Here is a 15970-nt window from a genome sequence, read left to right on the forward strand (position 1 = left end):
CGCCCGGTAACATTCCGAACCCGGAAGCTAAGCCCTCCAGCGCCGATGGTACTGCACTCGGGAGGGTGTGGGAGAGTAGGACACCGCCGGACATTCTTTCCGTTCAGGGCCACCCCGAAAAAGGGGGTGGCCCTGAACGCGTTTCCGGCCCCGGAAGAGGCTAGGAGACCAGCGGGCACTCTCGTTCGCCCCAGCCCGACAAAGCGGCCGAGTTCAATGCCGCCGATGGTGCAACCGAACCGGTAGCTGTTGCCGCGGGGTCGCACTGCCGTGGCTCTAGATCATGATCGGGTTGGTCATCGCCGCCATGTGCCCGGTGGAGTGGCGTACCTCGACGCGGACGAACATCGACTCCTCGGCGCTGGTGTGCCAGTCAATCGTGCCTGCGCCCTCCTGAGGCAACACGTCGCGGTGCACCGCGCCCCGGTCGGTGTGGAAGGTGACCGTGCCGGCCGGCACACCCGTCACCTTCACCCGGGCCACGATGGGCGCGCCGTCGCTGTCCAGCTGCTCACCGATCCCGACGCTGCGGTCGCCGGCGCGGGCGGTGAACGACAGCCGAACCGCGCCCGACTCGGCAATCCAGGTTTTCCCGGCCCGGATGCCGGCGAGCACGGCGCCGATGCCAAGCTCCTCGGCCAGCACGACCGTCTGCGGAGTGCCGATCTGACCTCGCAGATGTACGTCACTGTTGCCTATCGCTGGACGCCAACGCCCGTGGTGTACCTCGGCCGCCAGGCCGCGGCCCCACTCGGCCACCGCCGCCTCGTTGTCAGCGTTCCAGGGCAGGTCCGAACTCCACAGCCCGTTCCATACCTCGACCGCATCGAATCCCTGGAACGGATACATGAAAGCGCCGGACGGGTACGGCGCGTGCGGGTGGGCCACGACGCACAGACCACCGGCTTCATGGACATGATTCAGGGCTTGGTCGATCAGGCCATCGCGCTGGTTGTAGCGCCAGTCGATGACCTGGCCGGGCTCTATGCCTAACGCGAGCCAGTGTCCGGTGTCGGTGACGATCTCCTGGCCAAGGACCACCAGCAGATCGTCACCGGCGAGCGAGCCCCAGGCACCATGGGTGTCCGCAGTGTTGTGCTCAGTGATGGCGATGAAGTCGAGCCCGACCTCACGGGCGGCAGATGCAAGCTGCTCCGGCGTCAGCTCACCGCCATGCGAGCGCTGCGAGTGCACGTGACAGTCGCCCCGATACCAGCCACGCCCCCGTCCGGCCACCCGTCTGGGCGGGAACTCTGCCTCAGCTAGGGTCGCCGTCGTCATGCGCTTATCCCGGCCATCTTGGACATCCAATCAGAAGATCAGCTATGCGCTGAGCGCCAAGCCCTGGCGTACCGACCTCGGCAACTGCGGACGCAACCGGCGGTGGTTCACAGCTCGGTCCACGACTTCGTCATGGTGAACTCGCTGCACGACAGCGAGGCGGTCAAGCGCGCGGTGCTGCCGCAAACCGGCAATCGATGGGAGACAGGAAGGTGAAGATCCGTTAGCCTCGATGGCTAGCCGGGCGGGGCATCGCCTGGAGCTCGTCACGGGGAGGACGGATGAACCTTCGCAGGAAGGTGTCGGCCGTATCGGCGGCCGGTGCACTGGCCATCATCACGACCGTCAGCGCGGGCGGATCGCCCGCGGCGGCGCAGGCAGCCGGGACAGCCACTGCGGCAGCCGACGAGTCGATCACCCACGAGGAGAACCCACGGGTGCCCGAAGGGGCCGCGTGGACCGAGGCGTACTTCCCGTCCTCGGACGGCAGCGGCGTCGAGCTGCACGCCGACGTGCTGCGCCCGGCGCACCTGCCGGCGAACGCGAAGACGCCGGTGATCCTCTCGATCGGCCCCTACTTCGCCCACGCCGGCCAGACCGACCCCGAGGGCTGGGACCGGGTCGGACCCTCGGCCCGCTTCCAGGACTTCATCGATGGCGCCGACCTGATGGCCCGCGGCTACACCTTCGTCATGGTCGACCTGCGCGGCTTCGGCGGCAGCACCGGATGCCTGGACTTCCTCGGGCCAGGGGAGCAGGCCGATATCAAGGCAGCCGTCGAATGGTCGGCCAGCCGGCCCTGGTCGACCGGCAAGGTGGGCATGTACGGCAAGTCGTACGACGCCAACACCGGGTTGGCGGCCAACGTCCTCAAGCTCAAGCCGCTGCGTGCGATCGTCGCCCAGGAACCGACGTGGAACAGGTACAACTACCTGTTCAGCAACGGCGTGCCGCGGTCCAACGCGACCAGCAGCCCACGAGGGTACGGCTCGATCGCGACGATGGCGCCGCTGCCTGATGACAGCGACCGTTACAAGGCGAACGCGCAGTACGAGGCGAGCCACCCCGAGTGCCTGAGCAACAACCAGACCGACACCCAGGACCCCGATCCGATGTCGCCGTACTGGCGGGCCCGCGACTTCGCCACCCGCGCCGTCGGGACCCACACGCCGCTGTTCGTCACGTCGGGCTTCATCGAGGACAACACCAAGCCCGAGGACATGGAGCAGTACCTCGACAACCACAAGGGCCCGGAACGGGGCTGGCTCGGCCAGTGGGAGCACGTCCGCGGCAACGACACCACCGCCGACGGCCGGCTCAGGATGGGACGGGCGGGCTGGTTCGACGAGGTGATGCGCTTCTACGACCAGTACCTGCGCGGCATCGAGCCGTCGGTGACCGACCCGGCGTTCGCCATCGAGGACAGCCTCGCCAACTGGCGGGCGCAGGCGACCTGGCCGAAGGCCGACAGCTCGTACCGGGTGCGGCTGTCGCCGGGGCGGTACGTCGACGACGGCGGCGCCGCACAGAGCACGGCTCGGCTGGCGTCGCCGCCGCAGGCCAAGGGCTGGGACATCGAGGACGCGCCGTCGTCCGGCCCGCTGGCAGCCGTGCAGACGGAGAACGCCGGCGCACCCGGCAACAACTTCTGGACCTTCTCCACGCCCGTCGCCGAGCAGGTGCGGATCACGGCCACGCCGGAGGTCACGTTGAAGACCACCGGCGAGGGCAACGTGCTGGTACGGCTGTGGGACGTCGCGCCGGACGGCACGGCGACGATGTTCAACGAGAACGCCGCGCTGCTGGACGGCAGCCGGTCGACCCTGGTCGAGCTGAAGGCGACGGACTGGACGTTCGAGCCAGGCCATCGGCTGGGGGTGCAGATCGGGACCGTCAGCGCATCCGGCTGGCGAGACGTTCCCTCCGGGCAGACGATCAAGGTCTCCGACGCTCGGCTCGCCCTCGACGTGCAGGACCCGCGGTTCGACGTGCCGACCCAGGGTGATCGTTCCCCGTACCTCGACCGGTACGTCGCGGCGAACACGACCACGCTCAGCAACGTCGGCCCCGGGACCTTCGAGCTGAAGCTTCCCCACAAGCGCTGACCGAACAGGGGGCCCGGCACCAGCTGGTGCCGGGCCCCCTGGCATCACTGCCCTGGGCGCAGCGACAGGCCGGCTACGGTGTCGGACGCGTGGGCGCAGATTGATCCGCGCGGCCGCGGTTCGGTCCTTCGCGCCAGCACCACGAGCTTCCCGGGGCACGGAACCCCTCAGAGGGCGCCTGCGCCCGAGGGCTCCGTGCACTGAGGAACCGTCAGAGGGCGCCCGCGCCCGCCTCGGCAACGGTCTGGTCCTGCTCGCCCGTGCCGCCGCTGACGCCGACCGCGCCGACCACCTCGCCACCGCGGCGCAGCGGGATACCGCCGGCGAAGATCATCACGCGGCCGTGGTTGCTGGCGTGGATTCCGTAGAACTGCTGCCCTGGCTGCGAGTTCGCGCCGAGCTCCTTGGTCGCGATGTCGAACGCCCGCGACGTCCACGCCTTGTTGACGCTGATGTCGATGCTGCCCGTCCAGGCGCCGTCCATGCGTACGTGAGCGACGAGGTTGCCGCCCACGTCGACCACGGCGATGTTCATCGGCTGACCGATCTCGGCGGCGCGCGCCTCCGCGGCCTCGATGATCCGGCGGGCGTCGGCGAGGTTGACGGTCGCCATGGATGCTCCCTGCGAGTGAGTGTCGGTTTGTCGGCTCAGGCGGCGGGCTTGAGGACCACCTTGGAGTAGCCCTCCTCACGGCGATCGAATCGCGCGTACGCGTCGGGCGCGTCGTCGAGGGGGATCTGCTTGCTGACCACGAAGCTGGGCCGCGCCCGACCGGCGATGATCAGGTCGCGCAGGTACCGGTTGTAGGCCTTCACGTTGGCCTGCCCGGTGCCGAACCGCTGGCCCTTCTCGAAGAGCTTGCCCACCCGGAACAGCAGTTCGCCGTTGGCCGAGTGCGGGTCGGGTGCACCCGGGTCCTGCGAGACGTACAACCCGATGACGCCGATCGTGCCGGTGGCGCGGACGATTTCGATCAGGCTGTTGAGCACGCTCGCCGGCTGTTCTTCGCCGCTGGTCGCGGTGGCCTGGTAGCCGACCGCGTCAACGCCCTTGTCGGTGCCGTCGCCGCCCGTCTGGTCGCGGATCTGCTCGACCGGGTCGGCCTTCGAGTAGTCGACCGGGATCGCGCCGATCGACTCGGCGAGCTGCAGGCGCGACGGTACCCGGTCGACCACGAACACCTTCGCCGCGCCCATGATCACCGCCGAGTAGGCGGCCATCAGCCCTACGGGCCCCGCACCCATGACCGCGATCGTTTCGCCGGGACGCAGGTTCGTCATCGCGACGCCGTGATAGCCGGTCGGGAAGATGTCGGCGAGCATCGCGAAGTCGTTCTCGTGCTCACCGCCCTTGGGCAGCTGGAGACAGTTGAAGTCGGCGAACGGTACGCGCAGGTATTCGGCCTGCCCGCCGCGGTACGGCCCCATCGCGACGTAGCCGTAGGCCCCACCGCCGTAGCCCGGGTTGACCGTGAGGCAGTACCCCGTGTAGCCGGCGAGGCAGTTCTTGCAGAAGCCGCAGGCGACGTTGAAGGGCATGGACACCCGGTCGCCCTCCTTCACCGACGCGACGCCGGAGCCGACCTGCACGACCGTGCCCATGTTCTCGTGGCCGAAGACCAGTCCGGGCTCCGCCTTCGTACGGCCCTCGTACATGTGCAGGTCCGAACCGCAGATGGCGGTGGAGGTGATCTTCACGATCACGTCGGTCGGGTCCTCGATGCGGGGATCCTCGACGGTGTCGACGCTGACGGTGCGCGGCCCGTGGTAGACGACCGCCTTCATGACCCGGCCTCGCCGCACACGGTCTGCTGCGCGATGCTCATGCCGACGACGCTAGGTCGCGAGCGTCCGCCGCGCGCCCGGGATGGAAGATGATTCCGCTTTCGTGCGTCCCGCGGTCGGGGGCCGGACCCCGAGCGTGGCGCAATGTGCAATATCCGTGTCGTTGACGCCATCTCGCCGGGCCAGTGAGCATGGACGCATGCACCGCCGCGTCGTGCTCGTCGTGTTCGACGGGTTCCAGTTGCTCGACCTCGCCGGCCCCGCCGACGTGTTCGGCACGGCCAGCCTGCTGTCGCCGACACGCGGGTATCGGCTGGAAGTCACCGCTGTCCGGACAGGCACCGTCCCAGCTCACAACGGCCTTACGACGCACGTCGACACGGCGATCGCGGACATCGACGGACCCGTCGACACGTTGCTGGTGGTGGGTGGGCTGGCCGTGCCGGACCGACTCGGCGACCGCGACCTGATCGAGGGGATCGCCCGACTGGCCGGCTCGGCGCGGCGCGTGGCGTCCGTTTGCAACGGGGCCTTCCTGCTCGCCGAGGCCGGGCTCCTCGCCGGACGCCGGGCGACGACGCACTGGCTGGCCACCGGCGAGTTGGCCGAGCGGTACCCCGAGGTGGACGTCGACGATGACCCGATCTACATCAACGACGGGCCGGTCTGGACGTCGGCCGGCGCCAGCGCGGGCGTCGACCTCGCACTCGCGCTCGTCGCCGCCGACCACGGCCACGCGCTGGCCCGGGATGTCGCCTGCGGCCTGGTCGTGTACCTGCATCGGCCCGGCGGGCAGAGCCAGTTCAGCACGGCCATGCGTGCCACCACACCGCGTGACGAGCCGCTGCGGCGGCTGCAGGCGTACATCGACGAGAACCCCACCGCCGATCTCAGCGTCCCCAGCCTGGCGCGCCGGGCCGCGATGAGCGAGCGACACTTCTCCCGCGTCTTCACCGAGCAGACCGGCATCTCGCCGGGCCGCTACGTCGAGCGTAGCCGGGCCGATGCCGCGCGCCGGCTCCTCGAGGTCACCGGCCAACCCTTGGACGCCGTCGCCCGGCAGTCCGGGCTGGGCGCGTCCGAGACCCTGTACCGCGTCTTCCGCCGGCACTGGCGGATCTCTCCCGGCGACTACCGGCGCCGGTTCCAAGCGAAGGTGAGTTGAGCATGCACGTCGCGATTCCGCTGTACCCGCGGTTCACCGCACTCGACGCGGTCGGGCCGTACACCGTGCTGGCGTTCGCGCCGGACGTGACGGTCACCTTCGTCGCCGCGGCGACCGGCGCGGTCGTCGATGACGTCGGCAGCCTGGCCTTGACGGCGACCGCCACCTACGCCGACGTGCCGCAGCCGGACGTGGTGCTCGTCCCCGGTGGTCCCGGAACGCTTTCCGCCATGGCCGACGCGGCTCTGCTCGACTGGATCCGGCAGGCGCACGAACACAGCACCTGGACCACCTCGGTGTGCAGCGGCTCGTTCCTGCTCGGCGCCGCCGGCCTGCTGCAGGGCCGGCGGGCGACCACACACTGGGGTTGGCTGTCGCGGCTCGCGACGGTAGGTGCCGAGCCGGTCAGCGAAAGGGTGGTCACCGATGGCAAGATCGTCACTGCGGCCGGGGTGGCGTCCGGCATCGACATGGCCCTCACGCTCCTCGCGCTGATGCGGGACCGCGTCACCGCGCAGGCGGTCCAACTCGCCATCGAGTACGCGCCCGACCCGCCGTTCAACGCCGGCCACCCGGATGTCGCCCCGGCCGAACTGCGCGAGCCGGCCCTGCGCCTGATCGGCGCCGCTTGAGGCCTGAAGATCTCTTGGGATCTTGTCGTACTAGTCTTCGCCGCATGGCATTGCGACCCGACGAGTTCTATGACCACGCAGTCGCCGTCGCGGACAGCGAGCGTCGGCTTCCGCTGGCACGCATGACGGGATGGGACATCAGTCCGTTCGAGCCGGACGGTCTGCGCGTGGCGCCGCTACGCCCGCCGGTGCTTCCCGAGCCGCCGCGACACGGCGAGGATCCGTCGGACTGCAACGCCTGCCGCGATCGGGACGAAGGGATCTGGTTCAACGATCACTGGCGGCTGGTCCGGATCGCCGGAGTGGGCGTCCCGCTGGTGCTTATGCTTCATCCGCGCGATCACTACGACATGGCGGATCTACCTGACGAACTGGCCGCCGAACTGGGGCTGCTGAGCACCCGCATCGTGCGCCACATGCAGGCGCTGCCGCACGTGGCGCGGGCCCACGTCTACCGCTTCGGAGATGGTGGCGCCCACCTGCACGTCTGGTTCTTCGCTCGGCCCGAGGGGCAGGCCCAGTTGTACGGGTCGTGGCTGGTCGTCTGGGACGACCTGCTGCCGGAGTACCCGGCGGAGGTGGCAGAAGCTGACGCCGAGGTCGTGGCGGACGCTTTGGTCGCGTCGCACGGAGGCCACCGGTCGCCCACCGGAGAACCGGCCGCCTGACCGACCTGAGCAACGACCCGAGGGGCGCGTCGAGCCTGATGGCATCCCTGGTCTCCGGAAGTTAATGTCCTAGGAAGCTTTAGAGGGTGTGCCAGCCGGCTCCAACCCGCACGGCAGTGTCCGTGCGAAGGGGACAACGGCGATGAGCGGATACGTCGGAGTCGGCTGGCCTGCCGGCAGCAGGACGTTTGTCCTCAGTAGTGGGCGAGGATCTGCGTAACAGGATGGCCAAGGAGTCCAGCCACTACGGCGAGTTCCTCGGCGTCGAGCTCGTACTTTGCCCGGGTTGGATTCGTGGCGCTGATCTCGAACCAGGCGAAGCCGATCGGCTCCTCGTAGCGCAGGCTGTCCAGCTTGACCACGGCACGACAGCAGGGCACGGGCACGTCCAGGTGCCCGAAGCTCACACCGCCGTTCCTCCTGACCAGGTCGTCGAGCCAGGCCAAGCTGATGTCTCCGTCGCAGCCTGAGCGCGTAGGCGTCGACGTTGGGCAGTCCAAAAGGCATCAATCGCTCGGTCCACTGCGGATCGAACCCCGTCAGCTGATGGCCGGGGTCACGATTGGCGTGATCGATAGCGGGCGCGCAACGGCGCCTGGCCGAATCTGAAATGCTCTGGCCAGTCCTGCCGAACACCAGGAGGCGCCGTGGCGATCAAGGTCCGTCTATTCCGCCCGGGCGATGCACCGCGGATCGCCGAGATCGTTCAGAGATGCCTGCGCGAAGTGAACAGCCGCGACTATCCCCAACACGTCATCGACAAGATGTGCGCGCACTTCACGGCCGAGCGGTTCATCGAGTTGTCGGCAAGCCGCCTGATCTACGTGGCCGAGGGCGACGGGGTGGTGGTCGGCACCGTTTCCCGAGTGGGCAACGAGGTCTACACGATGTTCGTCGATCCCGATTTCGCCCGGCGAGGGATTGGCCGTCAACTCGTGCAGCAGGTGGAAGTCTCGGCCGCGCGCGACGGGTACGACCGCATGGAGACCGGTGCGAGCATCACCGCTCACGGCTTCTACCTCAAACTGGGATACACCGATGTCCGCACGAGCGAGACCGAGTTCGGTTTCAACTACATCCTCCGCAAGACACTGCCACCAGCCCAAGCGGCGCGCCCGCTGTAGCCACAGAGGCAACGGTCAAGGAGCGTGTCCATGAAATGGCAAACCGCGTGCGCGACTCGGGGGTCACGTGTTGTGACATCAGGCAGGCGGTACCAGACGGCCGTCGGCACCATCTGAGGGAGTAGAAGGATGCGCAAGCTCATCGAGTCGACGTTCGTGTCGCTGGACGGGGTCATCGACGACACCCGCCCCTCGACGGCGTCCCGCGCGGAGCCGCAGCACTGGGGCCACCCGTACTGGGACGCGAGCCACGCCGGCTACGCGGAGACGCTGATGAACTCGGCGGACGCCCTGCTGCTGGGGCGGTGACGTACGAGGCCGGAGGCTGACCGGATGAACAGCCTGCCGAAGTACGTGGCGTCGCGGACCCTCACCGAAACCACCTGGAACGCGACCCTCATCAAAGGCGACGTGGCCGAGGAGGTCGCCAAGCTGAAGGAGCAGCCGGGCGAGAACATCCTGAAGTGGGGCACCGGCGAGCTGGACCGCACTCTGGTGGAGCACGGTCTGGTCGACGAGTTCCACTTCTGGTATTTCCCGGTCGTCGTCGGCGCCGGCAAGCGCCTGTTCGAGGGCGCCGGCTTCGACACCACTCACCTCAAGCTGGCCGACGTCGACCGGTTCGACTCCGGGATCGTCGTCCACGTCTACGTTCCCAAGTAGGCCGGCACGTCGCTCCCCGAGTAGGCCACGAACCGGTGGTCGTCGGTTTGGCCCGGTCCCTTCTTCAGGGGCCGGGCCAATTGTGCGGCGGCCGGAGTCTCCTCGCGGCAGTCTCAACATCGTCCGGCGGCGGTGCCACGAGGTGTTCATCGGGCCGGCCACGCGCTCGAGCAGGCGCCGAGCCGAGACGAGGCGCCGCGGTGCCCTCTGGGGTCGTCGGTCCGTCCTGCTGCCGGGCGTCATGAAGGTTGAGCGCCCTGATCATGATCCCCGCGTCGCGCCCACGGCGGACGACCGCGGCCGCATCCGCTTTCGCCATCAGCCGCAGGGAGTACGGCATTCGGCCCGCTCGCAGCGCCAATAGGCGGACCGTCAGCGGCCGGTTGCGATATCCCGACGACCGCGTTGCCGGCAGGACCCCCTGTTCGGCGTGCCGGATGTCTGGTGGATCACACCTTCCGAACCGATTTTGGCTGATCCGCGTGGGCTCAGTATGGAAAGTTCCACCGCTCATGAGGGAGAACTGTCATGAACAGGCGTACTCATGTTGTCCGCGTCGGGGCGACCGTTGCGGCTCTTGCCGCGTTGGCCGGATGTGCTCAGCAGAACGGCGGCGCTTCGGCTGCGTCGTCCGCGTCGCAGCCGGCGGCTTCCGCATCGTCTGGCAGTGGCGCGTCCGGCGCGGTGTTCGGCACCGCGGACACGTCTCTCGGCAAGGTTCTGACCGACTCGCATGGCTTCACGCTCTACAGGTTCGACCCGGACACCCCGACGTCGTCTGCGTGCACGGGGGAGTGCGCGGCGCTGTGGCCGCCGGTTACGGGCATGCCGAGCGCCGCGAGCGGTACAACGCTGCCGGGCAAATTGAGCACGATCTCGCGTCCGGACGGCTCGACGCAGGCCGTGTACGACGGGCACCCGGCGTACCGCTACACGCAGGACAGGGCGCCGGGCCAGACCAACGGTGAAGGTGTGCTGGGCACGTGGCACGTGATCAAGCCAGACGCAGGGGCGGCCGCGGGGCCATCGACCACGAGCGCCCCGTCAGCCGCCGCGACGACCGGCTCCGGCTCGACCAGTCTGTACTGACTGTGAGGCGAACGTTCGACGTGCGGGCGTTGGTCCGGTGACGCACTGGACCAACGCCCGCGGTCTGCTCCACATTGAGTGGCGTATTCATTCCACGTCGCACGCGCGGGGCGTTCTGGATGGTCACCTCGCCGTAGGCAACCCTCAGCCGTCCGCCCTGCATCTGCGCATCGCCCAGCGGCGCCATCGGCTCCTGGCCACCGCCGGTGTGCACGCTCACCCAGGCAGGTTGACCCGCAGTGGCCCATACCTGGCCGACGGCGTTGCCGCGGTGCTTGAGGTGGGCGAGTCCGGGGTAGGGGATGGTCATGCCGACTGTGGGACAACTTGTCGGAGACCGTTACCGCCTGGTCGAAACGATTGCCAGCGGCGGGATGGGTGACGTGTGGCGGGCCGTCGACGAAACCTTGGACCGCTGTGTGGCCGTCAAGATGCTGCATCCCCGCCTGGTCGCCGACGCGGGTTTCAGCGAACGGTTCCGCCGCGAGGCGCGCGCCATGGCGGCCCTGCGCCATCCGGGTGTCGCCCAGGTCTACGACTACGGCGAAACGTCCCGGTCGGGAGCGCCGGTCGCCTACCTGGTGATGGAATGTGTGCAGGGACAGCCATTGTCGGAGCGGATAGCCGAGGCCGGCCGGCTGAGCGTCGCCGAAGCGATGTCGGTCGCGGCACAGACCGCCCGCGCTCTGCAGGCCGCCCATGACGCCGGGGTCATTCACCGTGACGTCAAGCCCCACAACCTGATCATCGAGCCCGATGGGCACGTCGTACTCGTTGACTTCGGGGTGGCCGTCACGCAGGACACGGCGAGTCTGACCGGAACGAACGAGGTCCTCGGCACGGCCCTGTACATGGCGCCCGAACAGGTGTCCAAGAACGAGACCACAGCGGCGATCGACATCTACGCACTGGGTGCCGTCGTCTACCACTGCCTCGCCGGTCGGCCCCCGTACCAGGGTGACAACGCCCTCGCGGTGGCAATTCAGCACCTCGAAGACGAACCGCCGCCGCTGCCCGAGGACGTCCCGGCGGAGGTCCGGCAGCTGGTGGCCACCGCGATGGCCAAGGAGCCAGCTCGCCGGTTCCCGACGGCGGCGGCCATGGCCACCGCAGCGCAGGCCCTCGTGGACTCATCCGAGCAGCCGGGCACCGCCGGGGTGGTTTCGACCGGGCCACCCACCGTGCACCTGGCCGCCCCTCAGCCGACCCTCGCCGGTACGTCGAGCAAGGCCGCCAGACGCGGAAACACGACGCTCGCGGTGCTTCTCGGAGCGCTGGCCGCCGTGGCTGCCGTCCTGGTGTTCGCTGACCCCACCGGGATGATGTCGGGCCCGACCGGCGGACCGTCCGTGCCACCCGCAGCGCCGACACCGGCGCCGCCACAAGAGGGGGAGCCTGGCCCCGGCGCCGGTGGCGGCGAACCGGCCACCCGCAGTCCTGCCGACATGCCGGTTCGAGCGCCTGAATCCGCTGTCCCGACTGCCACCGGTTCCGCAGGCGAGGGGACAGGGGGCAGACCTACGCCCTCAGGCGAGAGCAGTTCGGAGAAACCACACCCCACCACGTCCGGAAGCGCTACCCGGGAACCGACGGCAGCGCCGACCGGCGGAACTACGGCAACACCGACCGTGGAGCCGACCGAGGGGCCGACGGCTGACCCGACCGATGACCCGACCGAGGACCCGACCGAGGACCCGACGGCGGACGAACCGACAGCCGGAGCGACCGTCGCGCCAGGGCTCTAGTGCGGCGAGTGGCAGCTGCATCGGCCGTTCAGGTCGGCGACCTCGCCGGTGTCCGCGGTCGACACGTAGTGCGGCAGTCAGCCCATGGGCTGCACGGCGAAGACGTACTCGCGGCCGTCCACGAACGGCTCGCTGAGCTCGAAGTTCTCGAACGAGGTGCCGCCAGGTATGGGCGATTGCGATGCCCAGTAGCAGAATCGCCCGTTCACCAGCACTTCGAGGTCCGGTCCCGGGGCCGGCGCCCGCCAGCTCTGGGCCGCCCGCTCGCCGAGGTAGTGCCAATGGTCTCTGGTGCCTTCGGCGTATGCCGCAGTGGCCGGGAACTCCTCATCGGGTTCGGCCGTGACGAGTGCCGCGCCGTCGGCTTCCCGCAGCATGGATGCGAGCCCGAAGCGGGCGTGCACGGTGAAACCGTCACCGCCGAAGCCCGGCCACAGCTCCTTGGGCGTCACCACTCGGTCCGCGAGGTGCAGTCGACGTAGCCGGGCCCAGTTGCCCATCGTCGCCGAGATTGTCGCCCGATTCAGCGGCACCGAGCTGTCGCGACGGAACAGCGCGACGGCGACCTCGTGCGGGCGGTCGGCGCGGAAGGTGGCGCGGAGATACACGTCCGCGCCGTTGGCGAAGCGTTCACAGCCGATGAAGACGGTCAACCGCTCGACTCCGCCGTCCTTGTCGACGACTCCGCGAGCCGGGTGCAGCGGGTCGGTCGGCTGGGTGTCCGCCGGATCGTCCAGTGACCAGAGACGCTTTCCAGACGCGCCGTCCAGCTCGCTCCACTCCAGCTCGGAGTAGCCCCGTTCGTCGGCGCCCGCCGGCGTGGGTTCGATTGCGAAGAAGTTCACCACCCGCTCCCTGGTATGTCCCAGGTAGGGCGCGTAGACGCGGATCAGTCCGCGGGGCCCGGGCAGCGGTGCCAGCCCGATCTGCAGGCCGTCGGCGTGGCCCCAGCGCGGTTCGGCCGGCAGCTCGGCGGTGGGGCGGACCCACGGGCCCTCGGTCAGGGGGAGGTTGCCGAAGGTGCTCACTTGCCGTTCACCTCGCCGCGGCGACGTTCGCTCGGCACGGGCACGTACGCGGTCATGGGTGATCCTCCCGAAGCGGCAGCTGGTGGATGTCGGGCGTATGGAGAAGGACGGGGCCGCTGGCGAGGCGCCCGAGTCGCGGATGGTGGACGACGAGACTGTGGAGATCGAGGTGGCCGGCATGCAGTTCGACTTCGGCGCCGCCGGTGGTCAGCCGTAGTTCTCCCCAGCCGGTGCCGGTGGTGAACGGCAGCCGCATCTCGCCGGCCGCCGCGTGCGGTTCGCCTGCGGCCGGCGGCTGGTCAGGCCGCAGCCGGGGCCGGAAGGTGAGCGTGCGGGTGGGCGCGTCGTAGTCGGCCCCCGCGAGCGCCACGACCATTCCCCAGCTGGCCAGCGATCGGGCGTAGTGGTTGCCGCATTCGACCTCGTTCCACGGGTTGCGGCGAATGCCGTCGTGGCGGTCACGGACCCCGCGGACGATCTGCAGGGCTTCGTCGACGAGCCCTTCGAGCACGAGGTGGGTGGCGACCTGGTACTCGACGCCCGTCCACACCTCGTCGCAGTAGACGAAGGGAATGCGCGGCCGGCCGCCGTTCGGCCATGAGCAGAGCACGAGGCCGGACTCGCCGTTGAGAGCGTAGGTGCGCTGCACGCTGTGCTGGCCGGTCAGGTCGGGCCGGAAGTTGTACCGGTGGACGGCGGCGATCGCGCTGCGGACATGGTCGGCGGGCAGCACGTGGCCCAGCCCCGCGAGGTGGCCCAGCAGCTGACCGAAGACCTGGTCGCTCAGGCAGCCGGTGCCGTACTGGTAGCGGCGTTCGTCGACGTCCTGGATGTGCTGCTCGTAGTACTCGCCGTTGAAGAGCAACGCGTCCATGCGCTCGGCGCCGAGCCTGGCGGCCTCCCGGTAGCGCGTCGCTGTCTCGTCGTCGGCGAGGTACGCGGCCATCGCCGCCGCGGCCGTCAGCGCGGCGAAGAACATGGAGTTCGCCAGTGAACTGACGCCGTAGAACTCGATGTCGTACGTGTTGTGCTGCTGGCTGTCCAGGACGAAGTCGCCGTCGGAGTCCCACACCCGGAACGCATAGTCGACCGCCCGCTTCGCCGCCGGCCAGCACTGCGTCAGCAGGGTGTCGTCACCGCTGAACCGCCATTCGCGGTAGAGGCGGATCACCGCGCCCAGCTGGCCGTCGACGGCCGGGTGGAAGTCCCACGGCGCGTTGCCGAAGACGCTGTTGGCACGAAAGTTCATCCGCCCGTCGGCGCGTGTCTCGTGCAGGAACTCGGTACGCCTGGCGTCGCGCTCCAGTTCGGGGAAGAGGAAGGCCGCCGCCTGGGCGTAGTTCCACACGTGTGTGCAGGTGCCTTCGCAGCTGCCGGAGTGGTCGAAGCTGCCCTCCCACGCCGCGAATCGGCCGCCCGCCAAGCGGAAGCAGGTGGTGCTCCGCAGTACGACGAGGTTCGAGGTGGCTGCGTCGATCACCTCCGGCGGGAGCGAGCTGCCGAACAGCGCCCGGTGGAAGTTCCGGGTATGCGATTCGAGTTCCGGGAGGTTGTCCACCAGGTGCGCGGCCACCGCCCAGGCGTCGTCGTACGAGGTGGCGTAATGATTCCGGACGACCTGGTCGGCGTGGGTGTTGTCGAGGTTGATGTTGCCCTGCCAGGCCCGGTGCCGGTTGGGGAAGTGCCAGGTGAGCACGAACTCGAACGCCTGGCGTCCCGCTGGGGGCAGCCGGTGGACGATGCCGATCGACCCGACGCGCAGCTTCGTGAACCAGTCCGGATAGGGCGGTTGATCGAGGCTGAACTCGGGTTCGGTCTCGAGGCGCCCGTCCTCGCGCAGGTCGTCCCAGAATGCCTGTACGCCGTCCTGCCAGAAGCCGGACAACCATTGGGGTTTGACGGTCACCGAGGGGTCGGCGGTGGCGAGCACGGCGGTGCCGTAACGGAAGTCGTCCGGCGCGAGGTCGGTGCCGAAGCGCAGCCCACGCAGCCGGGGCTCGTCGAGCCAGGCGATCTCCGGCTGGCCGGCGTAGCGGGGGAAGTGGAAGACGTCGTGCCCGGTGATGCCGACGGGGTTCGCCAGCGAGCCGACAATGGTGACGTCCACCGGCTCGGGCAGCGGATTGGTGACCTCGTACCGCAGCACCGCCCCGGGTATGCCGGACGCATCGGCGTCGAGCGGCACGAACGGCGTGAAGGCCGTCAGCTCGACATCGACGCCCAGTTCGGCATCCTCGAAGGCGATGCGCAGCAACGGGTACTCGCCGCGCATCCGGCTGCCGTCCAGCCGCGGTAGCCCGGCCAGCTTGCCCGCGTAGTACCCCTGATCCCCCTCGTGCGGCCCGGGCAGCCGCGCCTCCAGGACCTTCGTCACCGGCGGGTGTCCCGTTCGCGCGGCGCGGATGGCGAAGAAGGAGAAGGGCAACTGTGCGCCTTTGTCTGGCCGGTTGGCCAGCTCCCAGTCGCGCAGGTCACCCCGCGCACCCACGGAGACGTTTCCGGTTCCGATCCCGCCCAGGGGGAACGCGGCCACGGTGGCGTCGGGACCGTGGACCCTCATCGCGCACCGCCCTGGTCGACGAGCGGGATTCTGCTGCCGGAGGGGCCGGTGTCGATCCCGATCACGGCTCTGTGGCTCTGCATGCGCTACACCCTGGCAGAAATCGATTTCACTCGTCAACGGCG

At 69.1% G+C, this 15970-nt stretch carries 15 protein-coding genes and 1 rRNA gene; 10 read left to right on the forward strand and 6 right to left on the reverse strand.

Annotated elements, in window-relative coordinates:
• Positions 1 to 92, forward strand: a 5S ribosomal RNA gene (gene rrf, locus BXA10_RS14385); the annotation flags it as partial.
• 184 nt (positions 93 to 276) lie between these two features.
• Here rrf and BXA10_RS14390 read toward each other — a convergent pair.
• Positions 277 to 1281, reverse strand: a complete 1005-nt coding sequence (locus BXA10_RS14390; RefSeq protein ID WP_175649212.1) for a CehA/McbA family metallohydrolase — start codon at positions 1279 to 1281, stop codon at positions 277 to 279.
• Positions 1282 to 1562: 281 nt separating this feature from the next.
• On the opposite strand from BXA10_RS14390, the gene BXA10_RS14395 reads away from it, so the two are divergent.
• Positions 1563 to 3386 (forward strand): CocE/NonD family hydrolase, encoded by a 1824-nt coding sequence (locus tag BXA10_RS14395; RefSeq protein WP_076470863.1) that lies wholly within the window; start codon positions 1563 to 1565, stop codon positions 3384 to 3386.
• Between the two features lie 211 nt (positions 3387 to 3597).
• On the opposite strand, the gene BXA10_RS14400 is transcribed toward BXA10_RS14395, so the two are convergent.
• Entirely contained in the window at positions 3598 to 3999 is a 402-nt protein-coding gene (locus tag BXA10_RS14400; protein ID WP_076470864.1) for a GlcG/HbpS family heme-binding protein, read from the reverse strand.
• 35 nt (positions 4000 to 4034) lie between these two features.
• Entirely contained in the window at positions 4035 to 5171 is a 1137-nt protein-coding gene (locus BXA10_RS14405; protein WP_076470865.1) for a glutathione-independent formaldehyde dehydrogenase, read from the reverse strand.
• Positions 5172 to 5370: 199 nt separating this feature from the next.
• Between BXA10_RS14405 and BXA10_RS14410 the strand changes: the two genes are divergently transcribed.
• The 3 genes from BXA10_RS14410 to BXA10_RS14420 are packed head-to-tail and all read left to right on the forward strand — an operon-like array spanning position 5371 to position 7636.
• Positions 5371 to 6336 carry a GlxA family transcriptional regulator gene (locus BXA10_RS14410; RefSeq protein ID WP_076470866.1) on the forward strand — a complete coding sequence of 322 codons (966 nt, stop codon included), beginning with the start codon at positions 5371 to 5373 and terminating at the stop codon, positions 6334 to 6336.
• A 2-nt stretch (positions 6337 to 6338) separates the two neighbouring features.
• A complete protein-coding gene (locus tag BXA10_RS14415) occupies positions 6339 to 6968 on the forward strand; it encodes a DJ-1/PfpI family protein (RefSeq protein WP_076470867.1) in 630 nt (209 codons plus the stop codon).
• A 44-nt stretch (positions 6969 to 7012) separates the two neighbouring features.
• Entirely contained in the window at positions 7013 to 7636 is a 624-nt protein-coding gene (locus tag BXA10_RS14420) for an HIT family protein (RefSeq protein WP_076470868.1), read from the forward strand.
• Positions 7637 to 7830: 194 nt separating this feature from the next.
• Here the strand turns inward: BXA10_RS14420 and BXA10_RS14425 are convergent, their stop codons facing one another.
• On the reverse strand, positions 7831 to 8082 hold the full coding sequence (locus BXA10_RS14425) for a hypothetical protein (protein WP_076470869.1): 252 nt from the start codon (positions 8080 to 8082) through the stop codon (positions 7831 to 7833).
• Between the two features lie 201 nt (positions 8083 to 8283).
• Between BXA10_RS14425 and BXA10_RS14430 the strand changes: the two genes are divergently transcribed.
• The 5 genes from BXA10_RS14430 to BXA10_RS14445 all read left to right on the forward strand — a co-directional run bounded on the left by BXA10_RS14430 (position 8284) and on the right by BXA10_RS14445 (position 12257).
• Positions 8284 to 8760, forward strand: a complete 477-nt coding sequence (locus BXA10_RS14430) for a GNAT family N-acetyltransferase (RefSeq protein WP_076470870.1) — start codon at positions 8284 to 8286, stop codon at positions 8758 to 8760.
• Between the two features lie 129 nt (positions 8761 to 8889).
• Positions 8890 to 9069 carry a dihydrofolate reductase family protein gene (locus BXA10_RS31875; protein WP_217696771.1) on the forward strand — a complete coding sequence of 60 codons (180 nt, stop codon included), beginning with the start codon at positions 8890 to 8892 and terminating at the stop codon, positions 9067 to 9069.
• 24 nt (positions 9070 to 9093) lie between these two features.
• On the forward strand, positions 9094 to 9423 hold the full coding sequence (locus tag BXA10_RS31880; RefSeq protein ID WP_217696772.1) for a dihydrofolate reductase family protein: 330 nt from the start codon (positions 9094 to 9096) through the stop codon (positions 9421 to 9423).
• Between the two features lie 528 nt (positions 9424 to 9951).
• A complete protein-coding gene (locus tag BXA10_RS14440; RefSeq protein WP_084752763.1) occupies positions 9952 to 10512 on the forward strand; it encodes a COG4315 family predicted lipoprotein in 561 nt (186 codons plus the stop codon).
• Positions 10513 to 10820: 308 nt separating this feature from the next.
• Positions 10821 to 12257: a serine/threonine-protein kinase gene (locus tag BXA10_RS14445; RefSeq protein ID WP_076471024.1), complete on the forward strand. Its 1437-nt coding sequence runs from the start codon at positions 10821 to 10823 to the stop codon at positions 12255 to 12257.
• Between the two features lie 77 nt (positions 12258 to 12334).
• On the opposite strand, the gene BXA10_RS14450 is transcribed toward BXA10_RS14445, so the two are convergent.
• Both BXA10_RS14450 and BXA10_RS14455 read right to left on the reverse strand, forming a co-directional pair.
• Positions 12335 to 13285: a hypothetical protein gene (locus BXA10_RS14450; protein ID WP_084752766.1), complete on the reverse strand. Its 951-nt coding sequence runs from the start codon at positions 13283 to 13285 to the stop codon at positions 12335 to 12337.
• Positions 13286 to 13337: 52 nt separating this feature from the next.
• Positions 13338 to 15845: a GH116 family glycosyl hydrolase gene (locus tag BXA10_RS14455; protein WP_076470872.1), complete on the reverse strand. Its 2508-nt coding sequence runs from the start codon at positions 15843 to 15845 to the stop codon at positions 13338 to 13340.
• Positions 15846 to 15970 lie beyond the last annotated feature (125 nt).

Source organism: Micromonospora avicenniae (assembly GCF_900156065.1).
In the GTDB taxonomy this organism is placed as follows: domain Bacteria; phylum Actinomycetota; class Actinomycetes; order Mycobacteriales; family Micromonosporaceae; genus Micromonospora; species Micromonospora avicenniae.

Excerpts from the sequence above, each read along its gene's own strand:
- BXA10_RS14390 (WP_175649212.1), bottom strand. The coding sequence starts at position 1,281 with ATGACGACGGCGACCCTAGCTGAGGCAGAGTTCCCGCCCAGACGGGTG.
- BXA10_RS14395 (WP_076470863.1), top strand. The coding sequence starts at position 1,563 with ATGAACCTTCGCAGGAAGGTGTCGGCCGTATCGGCGGCCGGTGCACTG.
- BXA10_RS14400 (WP_076470864.1), bottom strand. The coding sequence starts at position 3,999 with ATGGCGACCGTCAACCTCGCCGACGCCCGCCGGATCATCGAGGCCGCG.
- BXA10_RS14405 (WP_076470865.1), bottom strand. The coding sequence starts at position 5,171 with ATGAAGGCGGTCGTCTACCACGGGCCGCGCACCGTCAGCGTCGACACC.
- BXA10_RS14410 (WP_076470866.1), top strand. The coding sequence starts at position 5,371 with ATGCACCGCCGCGTCGTGCTCGTCGTGTTCGACGGGTTCCAGTTGCTC.
- BXA10_RS14415 (WP_076470867.1), top strand. The coding sequence starts at position 6,339 with ATGCACGTCGCGATTCCGCTGTACCCGCGGTTCACCGCACTCGACGCG.
- BXA10_RS14420 (WP_076470868.1), top strand. The coding sequence starts at position 7,013 with ATGGCATTGCGACCCGACGAGTTCTATGACCACGCAGTCGCCGTCGCG.
- BXA10_RS31875 (WP_217696771.1), top strand. The coding sequence starts at position 8,890 with ATGCGCAAGCTCATCGAGTCGACGTTCGTGTCGCTGGACGGGGTCATC.
- BXA10_RS31880 (WP_217696772.1), top strand. The coding sequence starts at position 9,094 with ATGAACAGCCTGCCGAAGTACGTGGCGTCGCGGACCCTCACCGAAACC.
- BXA10_RS14440 (WP_084752763.1), top strand. The coding sequence starts at position 9,952 with ATGAACAGGCGTACTCATGTTGTCCGCGTCGGGGCGACCGTTGCGGCT.
- BXA10_RS14445 (WP_076471024.1), top strand. The coding sequence starts at position 10,821 with ATGCCGACTGTGGGACAACTTGTCGGAGACCGTTACCGCCTGGTCGAA.
- BXA10_RS14455 (WP_076470872.1), bottom strand. The coding sequence starts at position 15,845 with ATGAGGGTCCACGGTCCCGACGCCACCGTGGCCGCGTTCCCCCTGGGC.